Below are 23,928 nucleotides of genomic sequence, written 5' to 3' on the forward strand. Positions count from 1 at the left end.
TTGGAGCCAGATCGATTCATCATCGATCCGATCCATCAAATGCCGGGACTAAACACCTAGGCCACGAGTATCACGTGACCATAAACGGGAAGCGGACCAGCTTCGCATTCTTCCTAGATAGTGATGGCTATATACAGTTCATGTCGCCCTGACGAAATCTTTCATGCGAACCCATGGCAGCTCGACGGCGGCAATGCGGTCGAGCATGCTGAGCGCCGTGCATGGGCTTCTGGCGATGGCGAAGCGGTGTCTGGCGCCGACCGCGCCACGCGTCTGAAAAGACCTGCAAAGTAAGCGAGGGTGAGTTTGGCGGAAACGTGTCCCCCACTCTCCGTCGTCCTCGGGCTTGACCCGAGGACCCATGCCGCGGCTACTGGTGGGTGCCGTATGGATGCTCGGCTCAAGGCCTGCTATAACGGAGGACGAGGTGGCGGAAGTAGCAAATCATAGCGTGGACACCCGCGTCAGAAATGTGGTCCGCATGCCTCAGAGAGCTGCGGCGGCCGCTGTAATACTTTAAATTATGCAGCAGACAGCCGGCATGACGCACCCACCCTTCACCCATCCAGCCCCTTGAATCGCACCGGCTGGTAGCCGCGCATCAGCAGGCTGCCGAGTGAATAGGTATTGCGGCAGACGCGGCCCTTGCAGGCGTTTGGCGAAGCCTCCATCACCTCAACCTTGCGGTCGTCGGTGAAGCGCATGAATAAGAGCACGTGCGAGCCGGGCTTGTTCAGCGCGTCGCCCGGCCGCATCGACCAGGGGTCGGAGACGCGCTTGGTGATATCAGGGATGGCGCGCGTCGAGACATGCATCTTCAGGCCCCAGGCGTCGCTGACGAAACCGGAGCAGTCGACGCCGAGGATATTGGTTTGCGGCGCGCTCTTGGTGCAGACATTGCCGGCGGTCTGGCCCTTTTCGACGCCGTCCATGAAATCCTCGAGCCGGGTCTTGCAGCCCCAGCAATAGGGAACGCCCTTCACCGTCTGACCGCGTTTGCCGATCAGGTAGATCGGCCGGCGCAGCCGGTTCATGTTGATGCAGCCAGGGCCTGGGTCCCTGCCATAGGCTGTTGACGTCACCAGCCAGTTCAGCGTCTCGAAGCCGATCGCCCGCTCGATGACATCGCTGCGCGATTTCGGCACGATCGCCACCTTCGGCGCCTTGCCGGGCTTGCCGGCTACGAGCGGCTTGGCGGGTCGCGCGACGGCAAGCTTTCGGCCAGGGTCGCGGCCGTCGAGCCGCAGCACCTGCGCCCGGCTTTCCTGAGATCTCAAATAGAGCACGTCGCCGCGCGGGCCGATCGCCACGAAGCGCCGGGAAAAGACCGTGCCGGGGTCGATCGGCAGGTCATAGACCCGGTCCACCGCCCCGTTCGGCGTGAAGCGCACCACCAGCATGCCGGTCCGCTCCGGCTGATCGGCCGGCACCAGCTCGACCAGCGCATAGGGCCGGCCGGTCGTGTCGATGTCGAGAAGTTCGACGGTGCCGATGCGGCCCTCGGCGGAGAGCTGCAGCGACAGGAAATTCTCCTCCGAGCTGCTGCGCCGCAGCAGGATTTCCGCCTTGTCGTTTGCCGCCGAGACTTCGGCGACGATATCGCCGAGCCCGCGGCTCGGCACATATTGAATGACCGGCGGGCGGGCCGCCGGCCGGCTGGTGCTGCGGCCGATCTCGTCGACGATGCTGTTCAGCGGCCCCGGCGGCACCGAGCCCATCGAGGCGAAGACCGAGCGGGTATAGTCGTCGGCATCGCCGCCATCGACGGCGCGCAGCGTCTGGGACCTTCCATCGGCTTCGGTGGCGCGCTCGAGTGGCACGACGCCATCCGACCAGAGATAGAGTTCGTTATGGACGACGGCGAGATCTTCGGGCGCGGCATTTTCCGGCAGCGGCAGGATTTCGGGCTCGGCCTGCGAGCGCTCGGCATCGATGGCGAGCACGCGGCCATTGTTCTGGTCGAGGATATAGATGGTGCCGTCGTCGCCGACGGTGATCGCCGCCGGCCCCGATGCCTCGACTTCCTCATTGGCGGAAATGATGCCGACCGAGCGGCCGCCATTCCCGCTGCGAAGCTCGATCATCACAGTGTCTTTGGCGAGAACCGGCGAGGCGGCCGCAAGTGCCGCGGCAAACAGAATATGCGACCCAAGACTACGCATGTCCTCGACCCCCGAACAGGACGATGTCAGGCCGGCTCGGCCCTCTATGACCGTCAAGTCTTCGAAATGGTAAGATAGATGCGCCTTGTCAGCAAGCCGTTGCTTTCCAAACGATTTGGAGATCTGCGCCTGGAATAGTACAAGATCATGGTCTCCAAGTTTTGCGGGCAGGGAATGCTTATGCTGGAATGGAACGGTGACGAACTGGCGCTCGACATCAGCCTGCTGGAGCAGGTGCGCGCCGCAAGGATAGGCTTCTCCGATCGCGTCTGCGCGGCCTCGCAAAGCGCCGACGACAAGCATCTGGCGCAGCTGCGCTCCGAGCCGACCTATCTGATGGCCGAGTTCCTCTATTCGATGAAGGTCTTCGGCATCAACACGGCCGAGGATATCGAGCGCTTCGCCGATCTGCACAATGATTACGTGGTGTCGCTGACCCGCGACCCGGCCAAGCTGCAGCGCCTCGGGCTGTCGCAGGATCGGGCGCTCGCCTCGATGTTCACCGCCGACACCAAGCCGCGGCTGATCCAGAACTGGGCGGAGAAAGCAGGCGCCATCGACCAGTCCAATCTCGCCCGTTTCCTGGTGGCGGTGATGTCGAGCGAGACCTGCCGCAAGACGCTGATCGATTTCGAGACGGCGGGCTTCATGCAGCGCAAGCGCTCGCCCTATGGCACCATGGTCGTCTGGTCGACGGGGAAGATCGAGGAGATTTTCGGCGAAATGCTGCGCGATCTGCGCCTCAGCCTGCAGCAATTGAAGATCCTCTAACCAGCCGATTTCAGCCCTCCCAATCGATGGGCACTGCGCGCCGTTGCCTTCCTTTCGGCCTCTCCCTATTGTTTTAAGCAACTTCGCGCGAATGGCGCCCATAGGACGGATGTGACGACGATGACGAAATCCCGGCTCATACCCCTGTCGATCTGCCTGCTGCTGGCGCTTGAACCCCAGCTTGCCCATGCCGGCCCGGCCGAAGACGCGCTTGCGGCGCGCAACCCCTCGCTTGCCGCACTGCGCCATCATGACGAAAAGGCCTTTGCCGCAGCGACCGCGATCATCGCCGAACACGAACGCGCCAAGGGGCTGACACCCGGCGCCGACAAGCTGCCGGATGCGACCTCGCCCGGCCGCGACATGGGTTCAGCGCCCGGCAAGGAATTCACGATCGATAATCCGGATATTCTCTGGCTCTACAATTCCTCGCCCGAAGGCATGAGCGACCTGATCTCGATTTTGAAATCAGCCGGGCAGAAACCCAAGAACTAAGCATCGTTCGCAAGTCGAAAAGACTAGATCCGGCGGCGGATATTGCCGATCAAGAGTCTTGATCACGTCTTTTCCGGGACGGTTTCTTCCTGGCTCCAAATAATTTGTAACCCTCCCTCAAGCAAGACAGGCAAAGCCATCCCAATTTCGCCGGTCAGTGCTATTCTCATCTTCAACACAGTGTGAGATTGTTCGAAGAGGAGGTTTTTCCATGTTGCACCGCAAAGCCATCCTAGCCGCAGCTACCTTTCTCTCGTTCTTTGCGGTGGTTCCCGCCGTCGAGGCGCAGAACGAACGCACACTGACCGAAGCGCCGGCGCAGACCGGCCCCGTCAGCATCACCTTCGATCGCGCCGAAGCCAAATACGCCATCGGCGAAGTCGTCGGCCTGTTCATCCAGTCGACCGAAAATAGCTACGTCACGGTGCTGAACGTCTCGCCGAACGGTTCCGTCATCAAACTTTTCCCGAACAAATATCAGACCGATGCCCTCGTCGGGCCCGGCAAGCGCGTGCAGGTGCCGGATCCGGCCAGCGGCGCCCGGCTGCAGGTCTCCGGCCCTGTGGGTCAGGAGCAGATCAAGGTCTTCTATTCCTCCAAGCCGCTGACCATCTTCGCCGATCTCGGCGGCAGCGGCAGCGGCATGTTCCGCTCGGTCGACGGCGGCATGGATGCCGTGTCCCGCAGCCTGGAAGAGGCCCGCAGCCTCGGCACCAAGATCAGCAGCAAGACGCTGATGCTGACGACGGTCGACAGCCCGGCGGCCCTGCCGCCCGCAGCCGCCCCACCTGTCGCAGCCGCCCCCGCCGCCAAACCGGTCGAACAGGCGGCCAAGCCGCCTGTTGCGCCGAAGCCGAAGCCGGTGATCAAGCAGGAAGTCGCCAAGAAGCCGGACACGTTGGTGGAAAAACCCAAGCCCGTCGCCCCGAAAAAGGTGGCGCCGAAGCCTGTGGAGCAGGCGACGACGCAGCCGCCGAAGAAATACAAGATCGTCACCAATCTGGCGCCCGGCCAGGAGCTTGCCGCCGACGAACTGCAATTGATCGGCCCTGCCGACACCACCGCATCCACCCGGCCGACCCAATATAAGCAGCCGGCCCAGTCATCCCAGACCAAGATGCCGAAACTGCCGATGCCGCAGCTCAAGATGCCGCAGTTCAAGCTTCCCGGCGGTTTCAGCATCAAGATGCCGCAGCTCAACCTCGGCCGTTCGGCCGAGCCTGGCCAGGCCGGCGAGGAAATCGAGGTGGCGAATGCCGACACGCCTGCCTGCACCGCCCTTCTCGACAAGCTGAACACCGCCGTTGCCGCCAAGGATATCACAGCCGCCGCGTCCGAGGCCGATGCGATTGCCGTCAGCGCCGAATGCGGCCAGTTCCAGGTCAATGCCCAGCGCCGCGTCGCAGCGCTTAGGCTCGCCGCCGCCCAGGAGATGATGGCCGCCAACCAGCCGGTCGCCGATTACGAGCCGCTGCTGGTCGCCGCCGACAGTCCGCAGGTGCTCTGGCAGGCCTCCGCCACACTCGGCGAGATCTATTTCTCCGCCCGCCGTTTCGCCGATGCCGCCGCCGATTATCAGCAGGCGATCGAGATCATCAAGAACGAGACCCGCACGCCGAAGGCGCCCCCCGCCGACACGATCTCCGATCTCATCCAGCGCGCCGCCCAGGCCCGCATCCTGGCCGCCAATCCGACGAGCGACAATCCTCAAGGCAGCTTCGTGCCGGCCGAGAAGGATCACCGCAGCGGCGTGCTCGGCGGCATCTATTCCGAAAATGTCCGCGGCATCGTGCCGGTCTCCATTCCCGTGCCGATCACCTTCGACTTCGACAAATCGAGCTTCACCTCGATCGGCACCGAGGCCGCCGAGGAATTGCTGGAGGCGCTGAAGGAGCAGAAGCCCGGCCGCATCATCCTGATCGGCCATACCGACCGGCGCGGCGGCGACGATTATAATCAGAAGCTCTCCGAGCGCCGCGCCCAGGCCGTCGCCGATTTCCTCAAGAGCCACGGCATCGATGCCTCGATCGACGCCGAAGGCCGCGGCGCCTCCGAGCCGGTCGATGTAACGGCAACCGCAAACCTCACCGAAGACGATGTCGATGCGCTGAACCGCCGCGTCGAATGGCGCCGCGAATAGTGGGGGCGAGGGGAGTTTGGCCATGTCCGCATCCGTTTCCATGGCCGCCGCATTCGCCCTCCTCAGCCTGGCGGCCACTGAAAGCCTGGCAAGGACGATCGAGGCGCCGGAGCGCGGCGCCGTCCGGGCCGTGCTGATCGGCATCGATCTCTACCGCAACGTTCCGCCGCTGCACGGCGCCGTCGCCGATGCCGAGGACCTTTCGCTTTCCCTGCGTTCGGTCGGCGTCGAGGACATGACGCTGCTGAAGAACGGCGCTGCCGACCGCGAGGGCATCTTCCATGCGATCGAAGCCGTGACGGAACGGGCAGGGGCTGGCGATCTCGTGGTGCTCGGCATCGCCGGCCACGGCTCGAGCGAGCCGGAGCGCGTCAAGGGCTCGAAACCGAGCGGCCGCGACGAGGTCTATGTGCTTGCCGGCTTCGATACACGGCTGCCCGGATCGCGCGAGCGCATCTTCGGCGACGAGTTCAAGGTGCTGATCCGCAATCTCGAGACCAAGGGCGCCGATGTGCTCTTCATCGCCGATACCTGCCATGCCGGCGGCATGACCCGCGATGTCGATCCGCGCGGCGCCGAGATCACCTGGCGCCAGGCGCCCTCCTATACGATCGAGGAGGACGACCTCGCGCCGATCTCGACGACGGCGGACGCACTCTCCACCGGCTTCGATTACAAACGGCTGACCTTCCTCGCCGCCGTCGACGACAACACCAAATCGCCCGAAATCTCCATTCCCGGCATTCCGCAGAAACGCGGCGCGCTGAGCTATGCCACCGCCCGCGCCTTCGAAGGGGCGGCCGACCGCAACGGCGACGGCGCCGTCAGCCGCCGCGAACTCTTCGAATATGTGCGGCAGTCGGTCTATCAGTTCACCGACCAGCGGCAGAACATCTTCACCGAAAGCCCGCCGGGAACCGATCTCGACCGCGCGGTCGTCTATAATTACGAAGGGGCGGGAACGACGGCAGAAGCAGCGAAATCATCCACGCCGCCGCCGGCCGAGCCCGCGCCGATCAGCGTTGCCGCCCTCGGCGCCGAGCCGGTGCTGCAGGGCATCGACCAGGCCGTCACGCCGTTCAAGCTGACGGAAGGTGCGGATGCCGAACTGGTCTTCGATCCGGAAAAACGCGAGGCGATTGCGGGCGGCGATGTCGTCGCCTCCGGCATCGGCGCCGGCGACATGCCGTTCGTCGTCGACCGGATGGCCGCGCTCGACACGCTGAAGCGGCTGTCGGAGGGTAACCCGCAGACAGTGCGCGTCACCCCGTCTGATACGGTCCATCGCGAAGGTGAACGTGTCGGCGTCGCGGTTTCCGATCTGTCCGGCCGCAAACTCGTGCTTTTCGACATCACCGGCGACGGGACCGTGCAGTTCCTCTATCCCGGTGAGAAAGAGGTCGATGCTGAGATGCCGGCGAGTTTTGATCTCGATCTCTCCGTCGTCGCCCCGTTCGGCACCGATCTGCTCGTCGCCGTCACCTCGGAAAAGCCGATGCCCGATCTCGTCGAATTCCTCAAGCAGAACGACAGGCGCCGCACCGCCGGCAATATCGCCAGGCGGCTCGGCGACGTCCTGCCCGAGGGCGCCCGCGTCGGATTTACGGTCCTCTATACCTCCGCCGGAGCCAAGCTATGAGCGCGTCGATCAGCAGGATCCTCACTATTGCCTCGGTAGTACTGCTTCTGGCTGCCCCTGCGCTGGCGCAGCAGGATACCGATTTTGCCGGCGAGGATGGCGGCCGTGTGATCGGCGGCCAGGCGGCGAAGAAGGGCGAATGGCCCTGGCAGGTAAAAATCCTGGCGCCCGATCCCGAACAGCGCGGCCGCTTCGGCGGCCATTGCGGCGGCTCGCTGATTGCGCCGCGCTGGATCCTGACCGCCGCCCATTGCGTCACCAGCGGCCGCTCCGGCAAGCAGGATCTCTTCGCCCGCGACCTGTTGATCGTCGAGGGCAAGTCGAAGATCGACAAGGTCATTTCGGTCGACGGGCCGGATAAGCCCGGCCTTGCCGTCGAAGACGTGGTCATCCACGAGGATTTCGACCGCAAGGTCTTTGCCAACGACATCGCCCTGATCAAGCTGGCCGAACCTGCCGTCTCCAGGCCGGCAGTCCTCGCCTCGGCCTCGGACGAAGACGTCGAGGTCGCCGGCCACAAGGCTGTCGTCACGGGCTGGGGCTACACCAAGGCCGATCACGGATGGGACGACAAATACCTGCCGACCGAGCTGCAGGAAGTCGAGCTGCCGATCGTCCCGCGCGAGGATTGCCGCGCCGCCTATCGCGACAGCTCGATGCGGATGAACCCGATCGACGAGCGCAATGTCTGCGCCGGTTATGCCGAGGGCGGCAAGGATGCCTGCCAGGGCGACAGCGGCGGCCCGCTGGTCGCTCAGCGCCCCGACAAGAGCTGGATTCAGCTCGGCATCGTCAGCTGGGGTGCGGGCTGCGCCGAGGCCGAACATTACGGCGTCTATACACGCGTCGCCGCCTTCCGCGACTGGATCGCCGCCAAGACCGATGGCGACGTACCGAATGTCGAAACGCCGGCCGCCGGCGATCAGGTCGCCTCGACCACCACCACCGGCGCCGGGACGAAGCCGAGACAATCCGGTCAGAAACTCGCCAACCTCTCCATCACCACCCCGCCCGCCGGCGATACCGCCCCTGCCGCCACGACCGAAACGCCTGCCGACGATTCCGCACCGGCTGGCAAGCCGGCTGCCGAGGAACCCGCCGTCCAGCCGCCCGCTGTCGAGACACCTACTGTCCAGGCCCCTTATGGCCAAACGCCCGGGATCCAAAGCTCACCCGGCGACCGTGTGCTGCTGATCGGCATCGACGACTACGAGATGCGCGAGGCAAAACTCACCGGCTCCGCCACCGATGTGAAGGCGATGCAGCTCTTCCTGGTGAAGACGCTCGCCTACCGCCCGGAGCAGATCCACACGCTGACCAACCGCAAGGCGAGCCGCGAGGCGATCCTTGCTGAGATCGACGACTGGCTGGTACGCCAGTCGACGCCCGGCAGCCGGGTCTTCCTCTATTTCAGCGGCCAGGGTTCAGAGGAAATGGGCGCCGAGGAGACGACCAGCCCGACGCTTGTCGCGGCCGACGCTAAGCTGGTGCGCGAGGCAGGCAAGGTCACGGTCACCAACCAGATCCGCGAAACGGAAATCGCCGCGCGGCTGAACAGCCTCAAGGACCGCCGCGTCACGCTGCTGATCGATGCCTGCCATGTCGGGCCGGGCAGCCGCAGCGCGGTGGCCGCCCCCTCCGGCAATGTCCGTTGCCTCGGTCCGGCGCTGGCCGCGCTCGAACCGCCGAACAAGTCGGGCAAGGAAGCGAAATTCTCCTTCGGCGGCGAGAACGCCATGGTCTGGTCGGCCGTCAATTCAGGCCAATGGGCGCTGGTCGACCGCGAGGCCAAGCCGCCGGCCGGCGTCTTCACCCGCCGCTTCATCGAAGGCGTAGAGGATGGCGTGGCGCGCGCCGCCGACAAGCCGAATGTCAGCAATGCCGCCCTGCTCGATTATGTCCGCCGCAAATCCGACGAATATTGCCGGACGCATGCGCAGGATTGCCGCTTCACGCCGGTGCCGCAATTCTACGGCCAGCCGGATGCGCTCGGCCGCGATGTCGTCACCGGCGAGGAAGCGAAAACCCCGGTCGCCGCCGTCGAGAACACGCTGAAGACGGACAATGAGGCCGGTGTTGCCGTCGACGTGCTGCCCGGCACCTCGGTCGGCATCGGCGACAAGGTGGCGATGCGGGTCTCGACCAAAAAATCAGGCTACCTGATCCTCGTCGATATCGATGCCTCCGGCAAGCTGACCCAGCTTTACCCGAACAAGCGCTCGATGGGCCTGAAACCGACCGCGAAAAGCGGCGACAACCGGCTCGACCCGGCCCGGCCGGTCGTCGTGCCCGATGCGCGCAATCCCTATACCGGTTTCGAATATGTGGTGGAGGGGCCGGCCGGCGTCGGCATGGTCGTCGCCATCCTCAGCGACAAGCCGATCGAGGTGCTCGACCTGCCGGATGTGCCGACGCCGCTCGTCGGCCAGCGCGCCGCCTTCAACTATGTCTACGATCTCGCCCGAACTTTGAGGATCGTCGGCGACGACGAGACCGGTGCCCAGGGCAAATGGTCGTTCGATTCCAAATTTTACCGCATCCGCTGAAGAGGAGGGAAGCATGCTGAAATCCACTCTGCTGGCCGGCCTTGCCGCTTCCCTGCTGACGCTTGCTCCAGCTCATGCCGGCGACGGCAAATCGATGCTCGCCGCGCAGGCCGGGCTCGCGGCCGAACTGATCGACCGCACGCTGGCAAAGGAGGGTGCTGCCAATATCATGGTGTCGCCGGCAAGCCTTGCCGCAGCCCTTGGCCTTGCCAGCCTCGGCGCCTCCGCCGAAGGCAAGGCCGCAATCGCCAAGGGCCTCGGCTTCGGCAGCGAGGTGAAGGGGCCGCAGACGGTGCTTGACGCAATGACCCCGGAAAAGCCGGCAGCCGCGGATACGCCCTTGGCGACGGCGGTTGCGATCGTCTTCGACGACAAGCTGGCGCTCGCGCCCGACGCGCTTTCCATGCTCGCCACCCACCGGATCAAACCGTCGATTGAGGATCTCGACGGGCCTGAGTCGGTCGAGCATATCAACCTCTGGGTCAAGCAGACGACGCGGGGCGCCATTCCCGTTATGCTCGACGCGCCGCCCGGCGGCGGCTTCGTCAGCCTGGGCGCGCTGTCCTTCAAGGAGCGCTGGAAGACCTCCTTCGAGAAAGAAAGCCCTCCGGCCTCCTTTCAGCGGCCTGATGGTTCGACAATTTTGGTGCCGATGATGCACCTCACAGGCGAGGGACAGAAATTCCGCTTCGACGAGAAATTCGCCGCCGTCGACCTTGCCTATACAGGCGAAAGCTACAGCATGGTCGTGGTGGCGGCGCGCTCCGGCAAGGGTGTCGCCGCCGCCGACCTGAAGGCGCTCACCTCCTGGCTGCAGGGGGAAAAATTCGAACCTGCCAAGGGCGAAATCTTCCTGCCCCGCTTTTCCCTGAGCGACGGGCGTGATTTGATGCCGGTGCTGAACGCGATCGGACTGACACCCGAAAAGGTCAAGCATTCGGCCTTCCCTGGTTTTACCAAGGAAAACATTCGCTTGTCGCGCGTTCTTCAGAAGACGATGATCAAGGTTGACGAAAACGGCACGGAGGCGGCGGCAGCCACGGCAGCGATCACCGAACGCAGCATCGATCCCAAGCTCGTTCGCGTCGTCGCCGATGCCCGTTTTGCCTTCGCGCTCAGAGATACCAGAACCGGCCTGGTGCTGGCCGCAGGCCTTGTCGGCGATCCACTTCTGGCCGGCGAATAGAAATGCCAATGATTGCAGGGGGACATGTGCATGAGAAGTGATCTGATCGCCCGCTACACGATCGGCGAGCCGGTCTATGAGAACGAGTTCATCGTCTATCCCGCCCAGGACAAGCGGATGGACCATGCGGTCTTCATCGTCGCCCCCGATGTGGCGCTGAAACTGGACAAGGCGCGTTTCGAGCGGGTCTGGACCTCGATCAACGAGGCGAAATCGCTGACCGCCCGGCGCTTCGTCGAAATCGAGGACCTGATCCCGCCATCGCCGGAAGACGATAATTTCTATATCGTCGAAAAGCGGCCGTCGAAGACGCTGCACCAGTATCTCGACGAAACCGAGATGGTGGCCTATGAGCGCGCCGCCGAGATCGGCCGCCACATCCTCGAAGGCCTGGCGACGCTGCACGGCGCCGGTTACGCCCACAATGCCCTGACCGACCAGTGCATCTACGTCTCCGAGGATTATTCCGGCCTGTCGGTCCGGATCGGCAATCTGCATCTGATCTCGAAGATCGGCGAGCACATCATCCCGCCCTATGTGCCGGAATTCGGCGCGCCGGAGATCTATGCCAGCGGCACCTTCTCGGCCTCCGCTGCCCTCGATATCTACGCCATGGGCATGATCGCCTACAAGCTGTTCCTGCCGCGGCAGACCTATAACAGCGTCTTCGACAGCGTCATGGTCTGGGAAGACGAGCACCAGCGGGAGCAGAGCTGGAAGAATATCCATCTCGATCCCTCCAACGTCTTTCCCCGCCTCGACGTGCTGATCCCCGGTTTTCCCGAGGGGCTGGCAAGCCTGATCGAGCGGATGCTGAGCCGCGACCCGGCCCAGCGCCCGCGCACCGGCGCCGATGCGCTCGGCGAATACACCAGGGTAACGACAGGCATTCAGCCGATGTCCTGGGATCCGCGCGGCGGCATGCCGCAGCAGCCGGAGGCGGCGAAACCGAAAAAGTGGACGCCCGTCAAAATCTCGATGATCGCAGCGCTGCTGTTGATCTGCATCGGCGTCGGCGTCGTCACCATCCCAAAACTGCTCCGCCCGGATCCGAAACTCGTCGCCGATGTCGGCACCTGGAAGAAGGAGGCCGAAAGCCGCAAACAGAAGGCGATCGCCGCCAAGGCGCCGGAGCGCCCGGCCAGTGACCAGGCCAAGCTTTCCTATGACACGGGTGCGGCGGCGCTGACCTCCGCCGATGCGCTGCTCAAGGACGAAGACTACGAAAAGGCCCTTCCGGGCTACCAGTCCGCCGCCATCAATCTCGGCAATGCGCTGATCGCCATCTCGAAGGAAAATGCCGAAAAGGCGAAAGCGTCAGCTTCGGCTGCCGGCGGCGACAAGGCGCCGAGCTTCGCCGAGGCAGACGCCAAGATGAAGGCTGCCGCCGACAGCGCCGCCGCCAAGCAGATGCACGGCGCCGTCGACAATTACGACGCATCGAAAACCGCTTTCGACGATCTCGCCAAGGCGCTGACCGCGCTGACGGCGGCCGAAAAGAACGCGGTGGAAAAGCGCGAAACGGTCAACCGCATCGGCGCCGGCGACAGCCCCGACGTCGCCAAGGCGAGCGGCCTGATGGCGGAGGCCAAAACCAAGGCCGAGCAATGGCAGATGCCGGCGGCGACATCGGGCTATGGCGACGCCGCCAAACTTTTCGACGCCATCATCGCCGACGTCATGGCGTCGAAGGACGAGGCGACGGGCCTGAAGCAGAAGGTCGCCGATCTCAACGCCTCGATCGCCACCCGCGCCGGCGCCGCCGATCCGACGCTTGCCGCACTCGCGCCGAAAATCGGCGAGGCCGATGGCCGCTACAGCGCCGAGGCCTATAAGCTGGCGGTGGTTGCGTACAAACCGATCCTTGCCGATCTCGAGGCGCTGTCGGCCCGCGGCTTCTGCCCGGTTTCACCGACGCTCGCCTTCGAGACCGTGCCGGCGGGAAGTTATTCGCTGGAGAATGTCCGGCTGATGACCGCCTCGATGAAGGAGCTCGGCGGCATGCTCGGCGTCGCCAATGGCGCCGTGAAGGTCGAAAAATCCTTCTGCATGCAGGCAAAGGCCGTCACCCGCGCCGAAATGGCGGCCTATTACGCCGCCAACTCCGATCCCGCTAGCGCCCAGGCATACAGCGACAATCCCGAGCTGCCGGCCGACGACGTGCCGCTGGCCGTGGCACAGAACTATACCGCCTGGCTGTCGAAACAGCTGAACGCCCCCGTCCACCTGCCGTCGGCAACCGAATGGATGGCAAGCGCGACGCAGATCGCCACGGAAAAACTGCCCGACAATGGCGACATCATCCTGCAATGGAGCGCCACGCCTTGCGAGGCCGGCGGCAACGTCGCCTTCATGGCGCAGGAGGGCTCGACCTTCGTCGTCTGCTCCGACGCTTCGGCCGGCGGCATCTTCCGGGTGACCGCCGAATTGCGGTGAATGATCGAAAGGGTGGAGACCGAAAAGCAAAGCGGTCTGCCGCGCGTCACGGGCAGGGCAATTTGTCACAAAGCCCGTATGCCGCAACCGATGCAACCCTTGTCGACGCAGGGCAGGGCGCGCCTCGTCAAAAGGTCGTAGAGCGCCTTTTTTCCTGATTCGGCAACCTCGCGCTGAGGCGGTACGCCTCACCAAATTTCAATTCCAACTTTCATAAAATGCGGTATATTAGAGATGGGGACTGAGTATCCCCGCCTTGAGGGGTCGAGGACAATGTGCTGGAATACATCAGCAGCATTCACGCCGGTCGGTTTTGCTTTGCGAGGTCCGGCATCTCGCAAGATCGTATGGACGCTTGGAGACGCGGCGCGTCTCCTGATGAACGACTGGCCTTTCGATGACGGCGAAGAATATGTGGCTGCCGTCAAAGCCTGCGTCGACGCCATCAGCGGAAAAATTGCCCCGGAACAATTCCGGGAAGCGCTTCTGCGTGCGGCTGAAGAGGCCGGTATCGCCGCTCTCTGTCTCGTCCCGCAGGGCGTGGCAGCGCGACAACCGGACCTGCCGTCGAAGGCGCAAAGATAGTCCCAATTTCGAGACGCTAACGCAGGTTTGCGCCACAAGCGATCATTGCCGGCATCGCGGAGGAAACGACAATGAGCGACCACCAAGAGCACAACCCATTTGATGGCCCTCAGATGCAAGGAATGCATTACGAGCGGGCCGATTTGTCAGGCGCTAATTTCGATGGCGTAAACCTCGCAGACGCACAGTTTTACGCTGTATTGACTAAGGCAAAATTCACCGACAGCAATTTAAGTGAAGCGGTTTTTGACGATATCAGCCTTGCGGATGCGCGCTTTAACAACGTCAACCTGTCTGGAGCCGCCATCACCAATGCAAATCTATCGCGATTGACCATAAGCGGCGTTACGTTGGCAGATTCAGACATCAACGATGCCGATTTGACTGGGATGCGGATCAATGGCGTTCTCGTAACCGATCTACTCATGGCCTATGAAAAGGCGAAAACCTGAAGGCCATTTACTTCCGAGACAACGCACAACGTTGCGTTAATCGGGATTTTGCCACAACGGGGCCATATCCCTTACTCATCGGCAGGGGCTTCGCGGACCTGCATGATCTTGTCGATCAAGCCCCATTCCAATGCTTCTTGCGACGTCATGAAGCGGTCGCGGTCCATAGCGCGTTCAAAATCCTCATAGGAGCGCCCGCAATGTTCCGCGTAGAGCCGTGTCATACGCTGCTTTGTTTTCAGGATTTCCTCGGCGTGAATTTGCATATCGGACGCCTGCCCCTGAAAGCCGCCTGACGGCTGGTGGATCAGCATGCTTGCATTTGGCAGGGCGGCCCGCTCGCCCGGCTCGCCCGCCATCAGTAGAAACGATCCCATAGAGCGGGCCGTGCCCATGCAGAGCGTGTGAACCGGCGCGCGGATGTAGCGCATGGTGTCATACATGGCGAGGCCGCTGGTCACGACGCCGCCCGGCGAATTGATATAGAGGTAGATGGGTTTTTTGGGGTTTTCTGCTTCCAGAAACAGCAGCTGGGCGCAGACGAGGGCCGAAACGGTGTCGTTCACCTCGCCATTGAGGAAGACAATCCGCTCGCGCAGAAGCCGGGAATAAATATCGAATGATCGTTCTCCCCGACTGGACTGCTCTACGACCATGGGGACGAGTTGCATCGCTTCGCGCATCGGCGACCTCCAAACTCTCAGCATGTTAGGGGTAGGCTCGCCGCGTCAGGCGGCGAGCATGAGGAGCGGGCTGTTGCTGTTCGCCGCCGCCCTCGCCATTCGGTCGGTTCTTACATCCGTCAGTTCGTGGACGATCCGAAGGCAGGTTCCGCCCGTCGCGTTCGGTGTGATCGTGAACGTCACGGTGCTTTCGAGGAATGGCGGGCTGTCGTCGCGCAGCTTGTAGCGGACTTCATGGCCGGGGGTGACGGTGATCGCATCGGGATCGGCCAATGCCTCCTTCGGCAACCACCTTTCCCGAAGTTCGGGAACGGTGATGGCACGCCAGACCTTTTGCGGCGGATCGCCCAGCTCAAACTCCAGCTCGACGCCGCTATCCCTCTCCTTGGTCTTCGCTTCGTTCATTGATCCATATCCTTCAGCAAGACTTTGAGTGCTGCGATACGCTCCGGCCAATAGGCGCGGTATTTTGCGAGCCACTGGGCGATGAGAGCCAACCCATCGGGATCGACTTCGTAATTCACGAAACGCCCCTGTCGTTCTTCCCTCACGAGCTTTGCACTGCGCAGAACCGCAAGGTGCTGCGACATTGCCGGCTGGCTGATCTCCATGCCTTCACGCAAGGCGCTGGCGTTCATGCTGCCTGCCGCCAGCTTCTCAAAGATCGCGCGGCGGGTCGGGTCTGCCAAAGCTCGGAAAAAGTCATGCTCGATCATGCCAATACATAAGCACACACTTATCTGATTCGCAAGTCTGTTTTCAAGACGACCGACCTTTCCGTCATCGCCATAAACATCTGACAGCCGCCGATCACCGCGATATTCATGCTGCCGCTATGGCGGTGTGGAGCGAAATCGCCTTGTCGACGGCCGCATGAAGCGGCCCCATCGTAGGCATCTCTGCCCAACCCAAGTTAAGGCGACGCTACCGTTTTCCTTCATGTATGTGGAGCGCCGATGCCGGCATTGTGCAAGGTGTGTCGCCGTTGTACCATGTGGGGATAACACGCGCGCAGAATGTTCAAGTATAGCCAGAGCCAACGTTCGGCCGCGCGTTTCACCGGTGAAGTAGCCGCGGATCATGGAGCTTATTGTCACTCTTGGGCTGATCGTCTTCAAGGTCGCGTTGCTGATCGCGATCCTGCTGCTGTTGCCCTTGCCGCTCACTTGGCTGGAGCGCAAGATCGCCGGGCATATCCAGCAGCGGATGGGACCGATGCGCGTGGGGTGGCACGGGCTGCTGCAGCCGGTGGCGGACGGGATCAAACTCCTGACCAAAGAGGACCACATCCCGGCCGAGGCCGACCGCTTCCTGTTCAAACTGGCGCCGATCCTGGCGCTTGCCCCGCCCTTTGTGGTGTTCGTCGCAATCCCTTTCGGCGAAACCGTCTCGGTGCCGGGCGCGGAGATCACGCTTTACGCCTCGAACATGAATGTGGCGCTGCTTTTCGTCTTCGCGGTGATCGGGATCGAAGTCTACGGCGTCATCTTCGGCGGCTGGGCCGCCAACAGCAAATACGCGGTCCTCGGCAGCCTGAGGACCTGCGCGCAGATGATCAGCTATGAGATCCCGATGGGGTTTGCGGTCATCGGCGTGGTCATGCTGGCGCAATCCATGAGCTTGCTCGACATCGTGCGGGCGCAAGCCGATGTCTGGAACGTCGTCTACCAGCCGGTCGGCTTCTTCGTGTTCTTCGTCGCCGGACTGGCGGAAGCGCAGCGCATTCCCTTCGACCTGGCGGAGGCGGAAGGCGATCTGGGGGCCGGGTTCCATACCGAATACAGCGGTATCCGCTTCGCTTTCTTCATGGTCAGCGAATATGCCATCGTCCTCCTTGTGTCGGTCCTGGTGGTGATCCTGTTCTTCGGCGGCTGGAACGGAGTTCTGATCCCCTTGCCACCGTTGCTGTGGTTTCTGCTCAAGGTCGCGTTCTTCGTCTATGTGTTTATCTGGTTCCGCTTCACTTTCCCCCGCTACCGCTACGACCAACTGATGGCGATCGGATGGAAAGTCTTGCTTCCTCTGTCGATGGCGAACATAATTGTAACCGGTGTACTTTTAGGGGCCATGGCGGCTCCGTAGCGAGGCGGCGATGTCGCGCGCACAGGACAAAGTTGGAACATGGATTGGCTGGGCGTTCTTCGCCGATCTGGCGAACGGCTTGGCTCTGACATTCGGCTACATGCTCTCTAAGCCGGTCACCATGCAGTATCCGGACAAGGAAAAGTGGTTGCCCTATTCCCGCTATCGCGGGCACCACTTCCTGACGCGTGACGAAGAGGGTGAGATCAAATGCGTGGCCTGCGAACTCTGCGCGCGGATCTGTCCCTGCGACTGCATTGAAGTCGTTCCCTACGAGGACGAGAAGGGCAACCGGCACCCGGCCAAGTTCGAGATCGACACGGCTCGCTGCCTGTTCTGCGGCCTGTGCGAGGACGCTTGCCCGGCGGATGCAATCGCGCTTGGCCAGCAGTACGAATTCTCGAGTTTTTCCTCAGCCGACCTGGTGATCGGACGAGACGATCTGCTCGCCAAGCCTGGGAAGGCGGCAACCGGCGGCGGCGTGGTTGCCGCGCGCCTGAATACGAAGAAGGACGTGCTCGTCGAAACGAAAGTAACGCAAGGCTACAACTGGTGGCGGAATATCCGCAGAACGTGAGCGCGCGCCAGCTGTCAGACAGAAGCGCTCGGACAGGAGGTTTAGATGTTTGTCGGCGATATAATGAAAAACAAAGGTGTCGGTGTCATCACGGTCGCTCCCGATCAGACGATGGTGGAAGTTCTGAGGTTGTTTCGAGACAACAATATCGGCTTCGTCGTTGTCAGCCAGTCGAACGACGACTACCTGGGAACGCTGTCGGAGCGGGATTGCTGCAATGCGGTGGCGGAATACGGGGCCGAGGCGGCGATGATGCGGGCCGCTGATGTCATGAACCGCAGTGTGGCGACCTGTTCGACCCACGATTTGCTACCGGTGGCGATGGGGATCATGACCAATCGACGGACGCGTCATGTGCTGGTCATGGACGGAGGCGACGTTGCCGGCGTGGTCAGTATCGGCGACGTGGTTAAACACAGGCTCGAGGAAGCGCAGCGCACAGAGCAGGATCTGCAGGATTACATCTGCGGGACCAGGTATCACTGACGTCGCCAGATCGATGTAAGACACCGGGACACGGCGGCTTGCCGGGAGCCTTGCGATGGAAATCTTCAGACCCCACGCCAGATCCGGTCCGTGCGGTCGATCTCAAGAGCGGTATGATCCTTCTGGATCTCCACCGGGCATGGGTATTCGCCCCGCCGCATCAGGCTGTTGAGACGCAAGACTCTGTAGTTTTCCGGAACGAAGACGAGGCCTTTGGGAAACCGCCTGTCGACCTTGAGCTGTGCCGTCAGTTCGCCCTGGGCTGAACGCACGATCACCTGATCGCCATCCGAAAGGCCAAGCTCTGCGGCATCCTCTGCGCTCATCGCGACATAGGGATCGTTGGCGACCGTGTTCAGGATGTCCGACCGTTCGGAAAGATATCCGTTGTGGAACAGGCAGTCGCCGGTGATCAGCATGAGCCGGTCGGCGGCTGTCGGGACGGGCGGCGGCGCAGGGAACAGGCCGGTCGGTGCTGTTGGCACTGCCTTGGTGAATGCGCCGTCGGCGCCAAGCCCGTCCTCAGTCAATCCCTGACAGAGCGGAACCAGTCGGGCAATCTCATCGAAAATTTCGCCTTGCGTCGAAGGCTGCAGCCCCTGATTGCGGAGCGCTGCGATGAAGTCGAAGATCGCCAGATTGCCTCGCGCCTCGAAAACCAGCTCCCGGAATTTGCGCACCTTCTGGATCCGGCCCTCGTTGTTGGTGAACGTGCCGGGCTCTTCGCCGTAAGCCGCCGCGGGCAGGACGACCTCGGCCAGCCCGGCCGTGTCGGTAAGAAAGGCGTCCTGGACGATCAGGAGATCGGCGGCGCCAAGCGCCCGCTGTACGAACGCCCGGTCGGGATAGCTGATCAGGGGGTCGGTTCCGGCAATGTAGAGCGCACCCATCCGCCCGCCGACGCAAAGTTCCAGCATGGCATCGAGACCCGCGCCCGGTTCAGACGGGATTTCGACGCCCCAGTTCCGTGCAAGAGTTGCGCGCGCCGCATCATCGGCGACCGGCCGCAGCCCCGGCAGAGCCGCCGGCAGACCCCCCATGTCCCAGGCGCCCATCTGGTTGGCCCGGTCGAAGAGGAACTGCATCGCCGGGCCTTTGCCGAGCAGGCGGAGAAGCTGCAGCAGGTTGTTGATCTGCTGCAGCGTCATGCGCGCGTCGGGTGATCTCAGGAGATCGACGCTGACAAGCACGGTGACGCTGCCGGCCTCCTTGAGCGCGGTCGCCAGACGACCCGGCCCATCGCTGCCGGCATCCGCCGCTGACCTCCCGATTGTCGCTTCGATGGCCGCAAGCGCGTTGCCAGGCAAGGCCTGACCGGCCGCTGTCGCGAGCCCGGCGACCACCGCCGCAATACTCGCCGCCTCTCCGCCCGGCGGTGCGCGAACCACCATTCTGGCATCGGCGTCCAGACGGGATGGCCGCGCCGAGAGCATGAGCAATCCGGCCTGGCGCCGCCGCGCAGCGTCCCGCAACAGGTATTCGGTGACCGGGTTCTCCTCGGTCACGTTTCCGCCGACGATGAGTATACAGTCGTTGCCGATCACCTCGCCAAGCGGTGCGCGGCTGTAAAACCCTCCGAGCAGCGGGCCGAGCGTATCGAAGGGCGCGGACCAGCGAGAAGAGCAATCGATGTTGTTGGTCCGGAACACCGTCCGCAACAGCTTCTGGAACTGATAGAGCACCTCGTTGGGCAGTCGCGGCGAGGCCAGCCCGCCGGCTGCCTTGCCCTCGACGGCCGATAGCCGCCGGCGCAGATAGTCGCCGGCTTCGTCCCAGGAAACCGGCACCAGGGCGCCGTCACGACGGATCATCGGCCGCTTGATCCGGTCCCGGCTGGTGACGAAATCGAGACCGAAGCGTCCCCGTACGCAGAGCGTTTCGCGGTTCACACCCTCGTCCCACTTCGAGTGCACCCGCATGAACTCACCCTTGCGCGTGCCCACCGTCAGCTGGCAACCGGTGCCACAATGCGGGCAGACCGTGTCGGTCTCGGTGAGATCCCAGGGGCGTGCCTTGTAGCGATAGGGGAAGCTCATCAGCGCGCCGACCGGGCAGACCTCGACGCAGTTGCCGCACTGATCGCAACTTGCGAGACTGCCCTCGAAGCCGGTGACGGCGGTATCCATGCCTTTTTCGACGGTGCCCAGCGCCACCGCGCCGACGACCTCCTCGCACATCCGCACACAGCGCTGGCATTGGATGCAGCGGTTGACGTTCATGATGATGACGGGGCTGAGACGGATGTCCTGCGAGTGGAAGACACGCTTGGGGTCGTGGAACTGGCTTGTGCGGGGTCCGTAGGCCATCACCATGTCCTGAAGCTCGCATTCGCCGCCCTTGTCGCAGATCGGGCAGTCGAGGGGGTGGTTGGCGAGCAGCATGTCGAGCATGGAAGAGCGCGTTTCCTCGATCTGAGGCGTGTTCGTCCGCACCACCATACCGTCGGTGACCGCGGTGGCGCAGGACGGCTGCAACCGCCGCAGCCCCTCGATCTCGACCAGACACATGCGGCAGGAGGCCAGCGCCGGCAGGCGCTTCATATAGCAGAAGGTCGGGATATCGATACTCAAACGCTGGGCAGCCTGCAGCACCGTCGAACCGGGCTCGACTTCCAGTATTTGCCCATCGATCGTAACGCTAACCATGCTTCCTCGCAGTCTGTGCCACGCAATCCTTCAGTGAAACGGACACCTTCGTTCCTCGATATGGGCGACGAACTCTTCGCGGAAATGCTTGAGGGCGGCCCGCAATCCCATCGCGGCGCCGTCACCCAAAGCACAAAACGTATTGCCGAAAATGCCTTTGCAGAGCATGTCCAACTGCTCCAGATCGCCGGCGGCACCTTCCCCGGCCTCGATCCGGCGCAAGATCTTCACGACCCAGTTCAATCCTTCCCGGCAGGGCGTGCACTTGCCGCAGGACTCATGGTGGAAGAACTCGATGATCCGGGTGGCGACCTTGACCATGCAGGTGGAGTTGTCGATCACGATAACGCCGGCCGAACCGAGCATCGAGCCGGCAGCAGCCAGCGAGTCGAAATCCATACCCACGTCCAGCCCGTGCTCCGGGATGACCGGTGCCGATACACCGCCGGGGATCACCGCTTTGATCCTGCGCCCCAAGGGGGGGCCGCCGGCGTGATCGACCAGTTCGTGCAGCGGTATTCCCATCGGCAACTCGTAGAGGCCGGGTTTGCGCACCTGCCCGCTGACGCAGTAGAGCTTCGGGCCGGGGCTCTTCTCCGGGCCGATGTCGCGAAACCAGTCCGGCCCCCGCACAACGATATGCGGCACACAAGCGAGCGTCTCGACATTGTTGATCACTGTGGGGCTGGCGTAGAGCCCGGCCACGGCCGGAAAGGGCGGCTTCAATCGCGGCTGCGCCCGCTTGCCCTCGAGCGACTCGAGCATCGCGGTCTCCTCGCCACAGATATAGGCGCCGGCGCCGCAATGGATGTGGACGGTGAAATTGAAATCCGAGCCTAGAATGCGCGATCCCAGATAACCCTTTGCGTGAGCCGCGGCGATCGCCTGCTCAAGGTGACGGATCGCCGCCACATATTCTCCACGGATGTAGACATAGGCGGTTTCGGCCCCGATCGCGTAAGCGCTTACCGCCAGCCCCTCGATGAGCTGGTGCGGATCGCGCTCCATGAGGATCCGGTCCTTGAAGGTGCCCGGCTCGCCCTCATCGGCGTTGCAGCAGAGATATTTCGGCTTGCCCGTCTGCTTCGGCACGAAACTCCATTTCATGCCCGTCGGGAATCCGGCGCCGCCTCGACCGCGCAGATTGGACCGTTTGACGAGCTCGATGACCTCGTCGGGCGTGTATTCGCGCAGCACCTTCGCCAGCGCCCGGTAGCCTCCGCCGGCTTCGTAGGTCGACAGCAAATGACCGCCCGGCACGTCGATATTCTTGAGAAGAACCGGCTCGAACATGGCGCTACGCTCCGGGCGGTGCGGCGGCGGCGAGATCGGCACCGGTCGCTTGCCCCGCCTCGGTCCGCAGCCTGTCCAGAAGCGCGTCGATACGCGCGACATCAAGGGCGCCGTGGTAATCGTCGCCGACCTGCATCACCGGAGCCATCTCGCAGGCACCGAGGCACTCCACGGTCGAAAGCGTGAACAGCCTGTCCGGCGTGGTCTCGCCCTTGCTGATCCCCAGCGCCGTTTCCAGATGCTTCAGCAGGGTCTCGGCTCCGCAGAGCATGCAGGAAACATTGTCGCAGAGCTGCAGGTGGAACGTGCCGACCGGCTCGGTATGGAAGAGCGTGTAGAAGGTCGCCAGCTCGTAAACCCAGATCCGTTCGACCCGGAGAATGTCGGCGACCTCTTCCAGCACCGGACCCGGCAGATGGCCATGCTCCCTCTGCGCGATCAGAAGTGCCGGCATGATCGCCGAGCGCTGGTCGGGATAGCGTGCTGCTGCCTCTTCGATCTTTTCGCGCATGGTCATCGCGTCCAAATCTCCCGCTATTTGTCCACCTCGGCCATCACCGGGTCGAGGCTGCCGAGCACGGCGATCATGTCCGCCAGATAGCGGGCGTTGGTGACCCCGAACAGCCCCTGAAGGTTGACGAACGAGGGGGCCCGCACCTTCATGCGAAACGGTTTTGGCGACCCGTCGCTGATGATGTAGAAGCCGAGCTCGCCCTTGGGCGCCTCGATCGCCGAATAGACCTCGCCCTTCGGCACGTCGAAGCCATAGGCTGAGAGGTCGAAATGCTGGATCAGCGCCTCCATCGAGCAATGCACCCGATGCTTGTCCACCGGAAAGGCGATCGTCGGCATGTCGATCTGGAACGGCCCTTCGGGCATCTGGTCGAGGCATTGCTCGATGATCCGGATGCTCTCGCGCATCTCCTCGACGCGGCATTGCCAGCGCGCATAGCAGTCGCCCTCGTCGCGGGTGACGACGTTGAAGTCGAGCCGGTCGTAAATCTCATAGGGCTCGTCGCGGCGGATGTCCCAGTCGACGCCCGAGGCGCGCAGGTTCGGGCCGCTCAGTCCGAGATCGATGGCGTCCTCGGCGGAGATCACGCCGATCCCCTGTGTGCGCTTCAGGAACACCCGGTTGTTTTCGAGCAATCGCTCGTAGTCGCGGATCCGGTTGGGGAAGATGTCGCAGAACTCCCGGATCTTGGGGAGGAACCCGTCGGGCAGATCCTCGCGCACACCGCCGACCCGGCAGAAGGACGTGTGCATCCTCGCCCCGCTGATCATCTCCAGCAGGTCCATGATCATTTCGCGCTCCCGCATGACGTAGAGCAGGGCGGTCATGGCGCCGAGGTCCATCGGCAGCGCGCCGGTAATCAGGACATGGCCGGAGATTCGCGCCAGCTCGGCCATCAGCACGCGGATATATTGCGCGCGGATCGGCGCTTCTATGCCGAGGAGTTTCTCCACCGCCAGCGCGAAGGCCAGGTTGTTCGACGGCGGACAGAGATAGTCGAGCCGGTCCGTCAGCGGGAAAATCTGGGTATAGGTGAAGCTCTCCGCCAGCTTTTCGGTGCCGCGGTGCAGGTAGCCGATATGCGGGTCGACGCGCTTGACGTATTCGCCGTCCAGCTCAAGGACGAGCCGAAGAACCCCATGCGTACTGGGGTGCTGTGGGCCGAGGTTGAGAAGCACGTCCTTGGTATTGAGCGCTTCGCTCTCTGGCCTGCAGAGTTCGGTGACTTCGGTCATC

The 23,928-nt window shown here is 63.1% G+C and carries 20 protein-coding genes; 12 read left to right on the forward strand and 8 right to left on the reverse strand.

The genetic code is table 11. From position 1 onward, the window contains the following. Positions 1-557: 557 nt before the first annotated feature. Positions 558-2,162: an NHL repeat-containing protein gene (locus AF337_RS12440; RefSeq protein ID WP_049732349.1), complete on the reverse strand. Its 1,605-nt coding sequence runs from the start codon at positions 2,160-2,162 to the stop codon at positions 558-560. Between the two features lie 180 nt (positions 2,163-2,342). Here AF337_RS12440 and AF337_RS12445 point away from each other — a divergent pair, with 180 nt between their 5' ends. The 9 genes from AF337_RS12445 to AF337_RS12485 all read left to right on the forward strand — a co-directional run bounded on the left by AF337_RS12445 (position 2,343) and on the right by AF337_RS12485 (position 14,412). Further along, on the forward strand, positions 2,343-2,933 hold the full coding sequence (locus tag AF337_RS12445) for a hypothetical protein (RefSeq protein WP_049732386.1): 591 nt from the start codon (positions 2,343-2,345) through the stop codon (positions 2,931-2,933). A gap of 120 nt (positions 2,934-3,053) precedes the next feature. Beyond that, positions 3,054-3,428 (forward strand): hypothetical protein, encoded by a 375-nt coding sequence (locus AF337_RS12450; RefSeq protein WP_049732350.1) that lies wholly within the window; start codon positions 3,054-3,056, stop codon positions 3,426-3,428. A gap of 211 nt (positions 3,429-3,639) precedes the next feature. Further along, positions 3,640-5,568 (forward strand): DUF4384 domain-containing protein, encoded by a 1,929-nt coding sequence (locus AF337_RS12455; protein ID WP_049732351.1) that lies wholly within the window; start codon positions 3,640-3,642, stop codon positions 5,566-5,568. A 22-nt stretch (positions 5,569-5,590) separates the two neighbouring features. Beyond that, positions 5,591-7,207 carry a caspase family protein gene (locus tag AF337_RS12460; RefSeq protein ID WP_049732352.1) on the forward strand — a complete coding sequence of 539 codons (1,617 nt, stop codon included), beginning with the start codon at positions 5,591-5,593 and terminating at the stop codon, positions 7,205-7,207. Beyond that, on the forward strand, positions 7,204-9,753 hold the full coding sequence (locus tag AF337_RS12465) for a trypsin-like serine protease (protein ID WP_049732353.1): 2,550 nt from the start codon (positions 7,204-7,206) through the stop codon (positions 9,751-9,753). Before AF337_RS12460 ends, AF337_RS12465 begins: the two co-directional genes overlap by 4 nt. Before the next feature lie 13 nt (positions 9,754-9,766). Beyond that, on the forward strand, positions 9,767-10,939 hold the full coding sequence (locus AF337_RS12470) for a serpin family protein (RefSeq protein WP_049732354.1): 1,173 nt from the start codon (positions 9,767-9,769) through the stop codon (positions 10,937-10,939). Positions 10,940-10,969: 30 nt separating this feature from the next. Then, positions 10,970-13,375 carry a protein kinase domain-containing protein gene (locus tag AF337_RS12475; protein WP_049732355.1) on the forward strand — a complete coding sequence of 802 codons (2,406 nt, stop codon included), beginning with the start codon at positions 10,970-10,972 and terminating at the stop codon, positions 13,373-13,375. Positions 13,376-13,648: 273 nt separating this feature from the next. Then, positions 13,649-13,960, forward strand: a complete 312-nt coding sequence (locus AF337_RS12480) for a DUF982 domain-containing protein (protein ID WP_049732356.1) — start codon at positions 13,649-13,651, stop codon at positions 13,958-13,960. Positions 13,961-14,031: 71 nt separating this feature from the next. Next, positions 14,032-14,412, forward strand: coding sequence for a pentapeptide repeat-containing protein (locus AF337_RS12485; protein ID WP_049732357.1), 381 nt, complete (start codon positions 14,032-14,034; stop codon positions 14,410-14,412). Positions 14,413-14,483: 71 nt separating this feature from the next. On the opposite strand, the gene AF337_RS12490 is transcribed toward AF337_RS12485, so the two are convergent. From AF337_RS12490 to AF337_RS12500, 3 genes are read right to left on the reverse strand one after another with little or no spacing between them, the layout of a single operon-like run. Beyond that, positions 14,484-15,095, reverse strand: coding sequence for an ATP-dependent Clp protease proteolytic subunit (locus AF337_RS12490; RefSeq protein ID WP_049732358.1), 612 nt, complete (start codon positions 15,093-15,095; stop codon positions 14,484-14,486). Between the two features lie 45 nt (positions 15,096-15,140). Then, positions 15,141-15,500 carry an SRPBCC family protein gene (locus AF337_RS12495; protein WP_049732359.1) on the reverse strand — a complete coding sequence of 120 codons (360 nt, stop codon included), beginning with the start codon at positions 15,498-15,500 and terminating at the stop codon, positions 15,141-15,143. Then, on the reverse strand, positions 15,497-15,811 hold the full coding sequence (locus AF337_RS12500; protein ID WP_049732360.1) for an ArsR/SmtB family transcription factor: 315 nt from the start codon (positions 15,809-15,811) through the stop codon (positions 15,497-15,499). The genes AF337_RS12495 and AF337_RS12500 overlap by 4 nt, the downstream gene beginning before the upstream one ends. 364 nt (positions 15,812-16,175) lie before the next feature. Here AF337_RS12500 and nuoH point away from each other — a divergent pair, with 364 nt between their 5' ends. The 3 genes from nuoH to AF337_RS12515 are packed head-to-tail and all read left to right on the forward strand — an operon-like array spanning position 16,176 to position 18,240. Next, entirely contained in the window at positions 16,176-17,177 is a 1,002-nt protein-coding gene (gene nuoH, locus AF337_RS12505; RefSeq protein WP_049732361.1) for an NADH-quinone oxidoreductase subunit NuoH, read from the forward strand. 10 nt (positions 17,178-17,187) lie between these two features. Then, positions 17,188-17,754: an NADH-quinone oxidoreductase subunit I gene (locus tag AF337_RS12510; RefSeq protein ID WP_049732362.1), complete on the forward strand. Its 567-nt coding sequence runs from the start codon at positions 17,188-17,190 to the stop codon at positions 17,752-17,754. Positions 17,755-17,799: 45 nt separating this feature from the next. Continuing rightward, positions 17,800-18,240, forward strand: a complete 441-nt coding sequence (locus AF337_RS12515; protein ID WP_049732363.1) for a CBS domain-containing protein — start codon at positions 17,800-17,802, stop codon at positions 18,238-18,240. A 65-nt stretch (positions 18,241-18,305) separates the two neighbouring features. Here AF337_RS12515 and nuoG read toward each other — a convergent pair whose 3' ends face one another. Genes nuoG through nuoD form a run of 4 tightly spaced genes read right to left on the reverse strand, consistent with a single transcriptional unit; the run spans position 18,306 to position 23,927 of the window. After that, positions 18,306-20,885 (reverse strand): NADH-quinone oxidoreductase subunit NuoG, encoded by a 2,580-nt coding sequence (nuoG, locus tag AF337_RS12520; RefSeq protein ID WP_049732364.1) that lies wholly within the window; start codon positions 20,883-20,885, stop codon positions 18,306-18,308. A gap of 30 nt (positions 20,886-20,915) precedes the next feature. Beyond that, complete coding sequence (gene nuoF / locus AF337_RS12525; RefSeq protein ID WP_049732365.1) at positions 20,916-22,178, reverse strand: NADH-quinone oxidoreductase subunit NuoF; 1,263 nt, start codon at positions 22,176-22,178, stop codon at positions 20,916-20,918. 4 nt (positions 22,179-22,182) lie between these two features. Continuing rightward, positions 22,183-22,695, reverse strand: a complete 513-nt coding sequence (gene nuoE / locus AF337_RS12530; RefSeq protein ID WP_049732366.1) for an NADH-quinone oxidoreductase subunit NuoE — start codon at positions 22,693-22,695, stop codon at positions 22,183-22,185. A 17-nt stretch (positions 22,696-22,712) separates the two neighbouring features. Next, positions 22,713-23,927 carry an NADH dehydrogenase (quinone) subunit D gene (gene nuoD, locus AF337_RS12535; RefSeq protein ID WP_049732367.1) on the reverse strand — a complete coding sequence of 405 codons (1,215 nt, stop codon included), beginning with the start codon at positions 23,925-23,927 and terminating at the stop codon, positions 22,713-22,715. Position 23,928: the final 1 nt, after the last annotated feature.

The sequence above is a fragment of the Rhizobium ecuadorense genome (assembly GCF_001187535.1).
Taxonomy (GTDB): domain Bacteria; phylum Pseudomonadota; class Alphaproteobacteria; order Rhizobiales; family Rhizobiaceae; genus Rhizobium; species Rhizobium ecuadorense.

Coding starts and splice junctions, on each gene's coding strand:
- AF337_RS12440 (WP_049732349.1), bottom strand. CDS start 2,162: ATGCGTAGTCTTGGGTCGCATATTCTGTTTGCCGCGGCACTTGCGGCC.
- AF337_RS12445 (WP_049732386.1), top strand. CDS start 2,343: ATGCTGGAATGGAACGGTGACGAACTGGCGCTCGACATCAGCCTGCTG.
- AF337_RS12450 (WP_049732350.1), top strand. CDS start 3,054: ATGACGAAATCCCGGCTCATACCCCTGTCGATCTGCCTGCTGCTGGCG.
- AF337_RS12455 (WP_049732351.1), top strand. CDS start 3,640: ATGTTGCACCGCAAAGCCATCCTAGCCGCAGCTACCTTTCTCTCGTTC.
- AF337_RS12460 (WP_049732352.1), top strand. CDS start 5,591: ATGTCCGCATCCGTTTCCATGGCCGCCGCATTCGCCCTCCTCAGCCTG.
- AF337_RS12465 (WP_049732353.1), top strand. CDS start 7,204: ATGAGCGCGTCGATCAGCAGGATCCTCACTATTGCCTCGGTAGTACTG.
- AF337_RS12470 (WP_049732354.1), top strand. CDS start 9,767: ATGCTGAAATCCACTCTGCTGGCCGGCCTTGCCGCTTCCCTGCTGACG.
- AF337_RS12475 (WP_049732355.1), top strand. CDS start 10,970: ATGAGAAGTGATCTGATCGCCCGCTACACGATCGGCGAGCCGGTCTAT.
- AF337_RS12480 (WP_049732356.1), top strand. CDS start 13,649: ATGTGCTGGAATACATCAGCAGCATTCACGCCGGTCGGTTTTGCTTTG.
- AF337_RS12485 (WP_049732357.1), top strand. CDS start 14,032: ATGAGCGACCACCAAGAGCACAACCCATTTGATGGCCCTCAGATGCAA.
- AF337_RS12490 (WP_049732358.1), bottom strand. CDS start 15,095: ATGCGCGAAGCGATGCAACTCGTCCCCATGGTCGTAGAGCAGTCCAGT.
- AF337_RS12495 (WP_049732359.1), bottom strand. CDS start 15,500: ATGAACGAAGCGAAGACCAAGGAGAGGGATAGCGGCGTCGAGCTGGAG.
- AF337_RS12500 (WP_049732360.1), bottom strand. CDS start 15,811: ATGATCGAGCATGACTTTTTCCGAGCTTTGGCAGACCCGACCCGCCGC.
- nuoH (WP_049732361.1), top strand. CDS start 16,176: ATGGAGCTTATTGTCACTCTTGGGCTGATCGTCTTCAAGGTCGCGTTG.
- AF337_RS12510 (WP_049732362.1), top strand. CDS start 17,188: ATGTCGCGCGCACAGGACAAAGTTGGAACATGGATTGGCTGGGCGTTC.
- AF337_RS12515 (WP_049732363.1), top strand. CDS start 17,800: ATGTTTGTCGGCGATATAATGAAAAACAAAGGTGTCGGTGTCATCACG.
- nuoG (WP_049732364.1), bottom strand. CDS start 20,885: ATGGTTAGCGTTACGATCGATGGGCAAATACTGGAAGTCGAGCCCGGT.
- nuoF (WP_049732365.1), bottom strand. CDS start 22,178: ATGTTCGAGCCGGTTCTTCTCAAGAATATCGACGTGCCGGGCGGTCAT.
- nuoE (WP_049732366.1), bottom strand. CDS start 22,695: ATGACCATGCGCGAAAAGATCGAAGAGGCAGCAGCACGCTATCCCGAC.
- nuoD (WP_049732367.1), bottom strand. CDS start 23,927: ATGACCGAAGTCACCGAACTCTGCAGGCCAGAGAGCGAAGCGCTCAAT.